Source organism: Nocardia sp. NPDC004722 (assembly GCF_053601505.1).
Window position 1 is genome coordinate 1 of the sequence record NZ_JBSGBY010000572.1, and the last position, 5517, is coordinate 5517.

The 5517-nt window shown below is 65.6% G+C and carries 7 protein-coding genes and 2 pseudogenes; 7 read left to right on the forward strand and 2 right to left on the reverse strand.

All coding sequences use genetic code 11. The features are described 5' to 3' along the window. Positions 1–86 precede the first annotated feature (86 nt). From ACWELQ_RS36805 to ACWELQ_RS36835, 7 genes and pseudogenes are all read left to right on the forward strand, one after another. A pseudogene (locus ACWELQ_RS36805) lies at positions 87–467 on the forward strand (S1C family serine protease); the annotation flags it as partial. Positions 468–565: 98 nt separating this feature from the next. After that, positions 566–1060 (forward strand): MogA/MoaB family molybdenum cofactor biosynthesis protein, encoded by a 495-nt coding sequence (locus ACWELQ_RS36810; protein ID WP_452401643.1) that lies wholly within the window; start codon positions 566–568, stop codon positions 1058–1060. Between the two features lie 104 nt (positions 1061–1164). After that, on the forward strand, positions 1165–1311 hold the full coding sequence (locus tag ACWELQ_RS36815; protein ID WP_452401637.1) for a hypothetical protein: 147 nt from the start codon (positions 1165–1167) through the stop codon (positions 1309–1311). 247 nt (positions 1312–1558) lie between these two features. Then, positions 1559–2230, forward strand: coding sequence for an MspA family porin (locus ACWELQ_RS36820; RefSeq protein ID WP_452401638.1), 672 nt, complete (start codon positions 1559–1561; stop codon positions 2228–2230). A 60-nt stretch (positions 2231–2290) separates the two neighbouring features. Next, positions 2291–2962 carry an MspA family porin gene (locus ACWELQ_RS36825; RefSeq protein ID WP_452401639.1) on the forward strand — a complete coding sequence of 224 codons (672 nt, stop codon included), beginning with the start codon at positions 2291–2293 and terminating at the stop codon, positions 2960–2962. Between the two features lie 342 nt (positions 2963–3304). Next, entirely contained in the window at positions 3305–3985 is a 681-nt protein-coding gene (locus tag ACWELQ_RS36830) for an MspA family porin (protein ID WP_452401640.1), read from the forward strand. 65 nt (positions 3986–4050) lie between these two features. After that, positions 4051–4731, forward strand: a complete 681-nt coding sequence (locus ACWELQ_RS36835) for an MspA family porin (RefSeq protein ID WP_452401641.1) — start codon at positions 4051–4053, stop codon at positions 4729–4731. A gap of 84 nt (positions 4732–4815) precedes the next feature. Here ACWELQ_RS36835 and mscL read toward each other — a convergent pair whose 3' ends face one another. Continuing rightward, positions 4816–5217, reverse strand: coding sequence for a large conductance mechanosensitive channel protein MscL (gene mscL, locus ACWELQ_RS36840; protein WP_452401642.1), 402 nt, complete (start codon positions 5215–5217; stop codon positions 4816–4818). 87 nt (positions 5218–5304) lie between these two features. Further along, positions 5305–5517: pseudogene (locus ACWELQ_RS36845) on the reverse strand (flagellar biosynthesis protein FlgA); the annotation flags it as partial.

Here is a 5517-nt window from a genome sequence, read left to right on the forward strand (position 1 = left end):
GCGCTGACGCGGCTACAAGAGTTGGTCGCCGACGGGGCGATCGACGTGGAGATATTCGAGGACAAGCGGAACTATCGCCGATGAACGGGGCGCAGAGCGGTTCCATCGGACTGGGTTTCGCGATTCCGGTGGACACCGCCCGGCGGGTGGCCGATGAGCTGATCAAGAACGGCAAGGCCACCTACGCCCAGATCGGCATCACCGTGAAGGCGCAGGACGATGTGAACGGCGCACGCGTCATGGACGTGTCACCGGACGGCCCGGCCGCCAAGGCGGGCATCCCGAAGAACGCGATCATCACGAAAATCGATGACCAGATCGTGGACTCGGGCAATTCACTGATCGCCGGGGTGCGCTCGCACCGGCCGGGCGACAAGGTCAAGGTGACCTACACCGACGACCAGGGTAAGAACCCGAAGACCGTCGAGGTGACCCTCGGCGAAGCAGCTGCGGAGGGCGGCCGATGATGAACCGTAAGAACGGGCGGGAACCGGTACCGGCGATTCGTGTCACCCCGGACGGGGGTTGGGAGCTGTTGTCGGACAAAGGCACTACGGTGAGCACCATGGAAATCGATGCCGCTGTGGCCGGCCGTGCTCTTGTCGTGGTCGTCGACGATCGAACCGCCCATGGCGGAGTGGATTCGCTGGGCCCGCTGGTCACCGAGCTACTCACCGAGGCCGGGTTCCTGGTGGACGCCTCGATCTCGGTGCAGGCCGACGAGGTGGAGATCCGCAACGCGCTCAATACCGCGGTGATCGGCGGTGTCGACCTGGTCATCTCGGTCGGCGGCACCGGCATGTCGCCGCGGGACGTGACGCCGGAGGCCACCGAGGAGGTGCTCGACCGCGTGCTGCCGGGTATCAGCGAGGCGCTGCGCTCGTCCGGGCTGGCCTCGGGCTCGCTGGACGCGGGCCTGTCGCGCGGGCTGGCCGGGGTGTCGGGCAGCACGCTGGTGGTGAACCTGCCGGGTTCGCGGGCGGCGATTCGCGACGGCATGGCGACCCTGGGTCCGCTGGCCAGCCGCGTGATTGATGAGTTGTCCGGTCTGTCGGAATGACCGACGCTGGTAGTCCTTCGGAGCCGATCGATTCCACAGGGTCGACAGGCTCCGATTCCAACGAGTCGCCCCGTCCGGCCGAGCGCCGGGCGGGGTCTCGTCGTTTGACCCCCGCCGAGCGCGCCCGTCTGGCGCGCATCTTCGGCGACGAATTGCCGTCCGCGTCCAAGGACGAGCGCTCTCCCGAGCCCGATTCCGGTGGCTCCTCCGATGATTGGCTGCGTTCGCAGGTCCCGCCGCATCACGGCTGAATCACGCTCTTATCCCGGCTGCTGAGAATTTGCCATTGCTCTCACGGCGGGATTTGCCGTGTCCTTAATGATTCTGTTGCCATTTGGTAGCTGTTGTGGCTAAGGTCTCCATCGGGTCAACAAAGCTACGGCTCTATCGGTTTTGACAAGCATGCTCGAGCGTTGCTTCCGATAGGAATGCCGAGCCGTAGCGACCTCTTCAGCCCCGGTGGTCGGGGTTGTCCGCATGAAAACTGATGAGGGAACTATGAGCGACAACCGGACTGCCGGTTTGCGGAGCGCCGCCCGTATCGCGGGTGTGGGCGCGGCCGCCGCTGTGGCCTTGGGCCTGATGTCCACCGGCGCCGCCAATGCCGACACCTTCGTGCCGTTGCCGGACGGTCACAAGGTCGGAGCGGGCGTGACCATCGATCGAGTCGGCGAGTCCGCCGTCATCTCGCCGTCGCTGTCGGCGAACGGCGCGGGACGCACCGCCTGGCTCTCGGGCAAGGTCATTGCGAACGTCGATACCCCGGACGGCACCGTCGGCCCGAACAACGGCCCGAAGAACGGCCCCGGTTCGAACAACTCCTCGACCCACGGCACCTCGCAGATCAACACCGGTTACATCATCGGTTGCCAGGTGAACATCTCCGACTCCGCGATCTCCGCGGGCGTCTCCGGCGGCGTGAGCCTGACCGGCGCCAACGCGGGCGGCTCCATCGGCCTGAACCTCGGCCCCGGCCAGGTGACCTTCGTACAGGTCAATTCCAAGGACATCCCCAAGTCGGGCACCTACTCCATCGACTACAAGGACGTGCCGGTCGACGTGCAGGGCTGCGCGGGCTACGCCCAGGCGCGCGCCTACACCGTGGTCGAGATCATCGGCAACGACTACTCCAAGACCACCCTCTACGGGCAGCCGTTCAGCCTCGGCTGACGTGTGGTCATCACCCGATTCATTTCTCGCGTAAGCGAATTCGACCCTAGAGGGAAAATCATGAACGTTCGCAAGACGATGGCGCGGGCCGCCGGGATCGGCGCTGTCGCCACCGCCGCCCTGGGCCTGTTCTCGACCGGTGCGGCCAACGCCGACACCTTCGTGCCGCTGCCCGGCGGCACCCTGACCCAGACCATGGACGACGGCACCGTGGTGACCATCACCATGACCGGTGAGTCGGCCAACATCAACCCGTCCATGGGCGCCACCCCGCTGCACCGCAATGCCTGGGCTTCGGGCACCGCGCGGGTGCAGCTGTCGGGCACCAACGGCAACGCGGGCGGCAAGATCGTGCCCGGTTACGTGGTCGGTTGCCAGGTCAACATCTCCGGTGGCGGCGCCAACGGCGGCCCCAGCGTGGGTGCCAACTACGACGGTTCCAGCCCGACGGCCGGTGCCAATGTCGGCGGCAACCTGACCCTGGGCCCGGGCCAGTCCAAGGCTTTCTACCTGCTCGATCAGGAAGCGCCGGACGACTACGGCAATGAGGCGCACTACGTTCGCAACAAGTTCACCGGTAACTCGGGTTCGGTGAGCTGGTCGGACGAGACCATCAACCTGAACGGTTGCGGCGGCTACGCCCAGGCCCGCTCGTTCGTGGCGGTCCAGGTCGAGACCGACAACGTCATCACGGCCTACACGCTGTGGGGTCAGCCCTTCAGCCTCGGCTGACAAGGATCCAGCCTCGGCTGGATCAGTTTCCGCTCAGCGGAATGCCCAAGGGGCCCGGTGCAATAGCACCGGGCCCCTTTTGCTATCCACGACTTTCTCCACATACCTGCGGGTTTGTGCAGCCGAGTGACCGATCCTGTTCGCTCACGTCTCAAAGCTCACAGCGGTGATGTAAAGTGCCCTCCGTCGCTACGTGAAAAGAATTTGTTACCAGTAACACAGTGGCAACAATGTGGCGACAAACTCTACCGGGGATTCGCAAGGGTCCCAGGGGATTCGCGAGAGTCCCATTTCAACCTCGGTGGTCGAGGTTGAACCGCTAGAAACCTGATGAGGGGAAGTATGAGCGAGAACCGCACCCACGGTGTGCGCGTCGCGGCCCGTTTTGCGGGCGTCGGCGCAGCCGCGGCCGTGGCCGTCGGCCTTTTTTCCACTGGTGCCGCTAACGCTGACACCTTCGTGCCGTTGCCGGACGGCCAGAAGGTGAACCCGGCGGGCACCGTCACCATCACCCGGACCGGTGAGCACGCGGTGGTTTCGCCGTCGCTCGCCGCCAACGGCGCGGGTCGCGTCGTGTGGGTCAGCGGTGCCGCGAGTGCCGTGGTCACCGACACTCCGGATGGCACCGTCGGCCCCTGGAACGGCCCGACCAACAGCCCGGGTTCGAACAATTCGTCCACCCACGGCTCGTCGATCCTGAGCACCGGCTACATCGTCGGCTGCCAGATCAGCATCGGTGAGGACGCCATTTCCGCCGGTATCTCCGGCAACGTCAGCCTGAACAGCGCGGGCCTCGGTGGCTCGCTCGGCGTCAACCTCGGCCCCGGCCAGGTCGCCTTCGTTCAGATCGACTCGAAGGAAGTCACCAAGGCCGGCACCTACTCGGTCGAATACCGCGACGCGGAGATGCAGATCCAGGGTTGCGCGGGGTACGCCCAGGCGCGTGCTTACACCACCGTCGAGATCATCGGCAACGACTACTCCAAGACCACCCTGTACGGCCAGCCTTTCAGCATCGGCTGATGTGGTCTTCACCCCGCCAAATCATTTCTCGCGCAAGCGAATTCGAACCCTTGAGGGACAACCAAATGAACATCCGTAAGACCGTGGCGCGGGTGGCCGGTGTAGGTGCCGTTGCTACCGCCGCTCTTGGCCTGTTCGCTCCCGGCGCTGCCAACGCCGACACCTTCATTCCGCTGCCGGGCGGATCCATCACCCAAACCCTTTCCGACGGAACCGTTGTCACGGTGAACCTGGTCGGCGAGTCCGCCAACATCTCCGGGTCGATGGGTGCCACCCCCGTGCACCGCAACGCCTGGGTCTCGGCCTCGGCGCAGGTCTCCATCTCCGGTGACACCACCGCCACCGGCGGGAAGATCTTCCCGGGCTACGTGGTCGGCTGCCAGGTCACCATCGATGGCGGCAACGTCAACGGTGGCGCCACCGGCGGTGCGAGCTGGGACAACTCGGGCAACGTCACCCCGCAGGCGGGCGCCAACACCGGTGCCAACCTGACCCTCGGCCCCGGCCAGGCCAAGTCGTTCTACATCCTGGACCAGGAAGTGCCGGACGACTACGGCAAGGAAAGCCACAAGACCCGCAACAAGTTCACCGGCAACAGCGGTTCGGTGACCTGGTCGGATGAGACCATCGGTCTGTCCGGCTGTGCCGGTTACGCCCAGGCGCGCGCCTTCGTGAGCGTCGAGGTCGAGACCGACAACGTGATCAGCTGGGTCACCCTGTGGGGCCAGCCGTTCAGCCTCGGCTGAGCCGACTGAGCCGCTCAGCCTGCTGAGCTGAAATATCAACGGGCCCGGTGCTTTTCGCACCGGGCCCGTTTGCTTTGCGCGGCTTCAGCTTTCGTGTTTGCCGCCCGCGCTGCGCTCGGCGAGCAGGTCCCGAATCTCGTGCAGCAGTTCGTTGTCGGTGAGCACCGCGTCATCCTTGTTGCCCCACCGCGACCTGACCCTGTTGGTCGGGAGCACCAGCACGAAGTAGAGCAGCGCCGCGATGATCACGAAGTTGAGCGCCGCGGTGATGATCGGCCCGATCGCCACGAAGGTCGCGGGCTTGTCGGCCACCAGCTGGAAGCCCAGGCCGAGTTGATTGCTGCCGCCGAACAAGGCCAGCAGCGGATTGATCACGCCATCGCTGAAGGCGGTGACGATGGCGACGAACGCGGTACCCATGACCACGGCCACGGCCAGGTCGACGACATTGCCGCGCATCAGAAAGTCTTTGAAACCCTTGAGCATTGCCGAAACTCCTCTACTCGAGCTGATCGAACGCAGTGGTATTCGGGTGTAGGGCGCTATTGGGGCTGTACGGCGATGCTAGTTCATTCAATGAAAGACGACGGTGAGCGCCGTGCGCAGCGAGGCGGCCGCCACCGTGGTGGCGCGCCGGGAGTCCAGGGCCACCAGCACAACCCGCTCGCCGCGCCCGTGCCCGTTCTCCGTCCCCGAGACCAGCACCACGGCCGCGTCGGCGGCCAACAGCCGGGCCGGTCGGCCGGATCCGTCGGCCTCCGCACCGGCCACCACGTCGACCCGGTC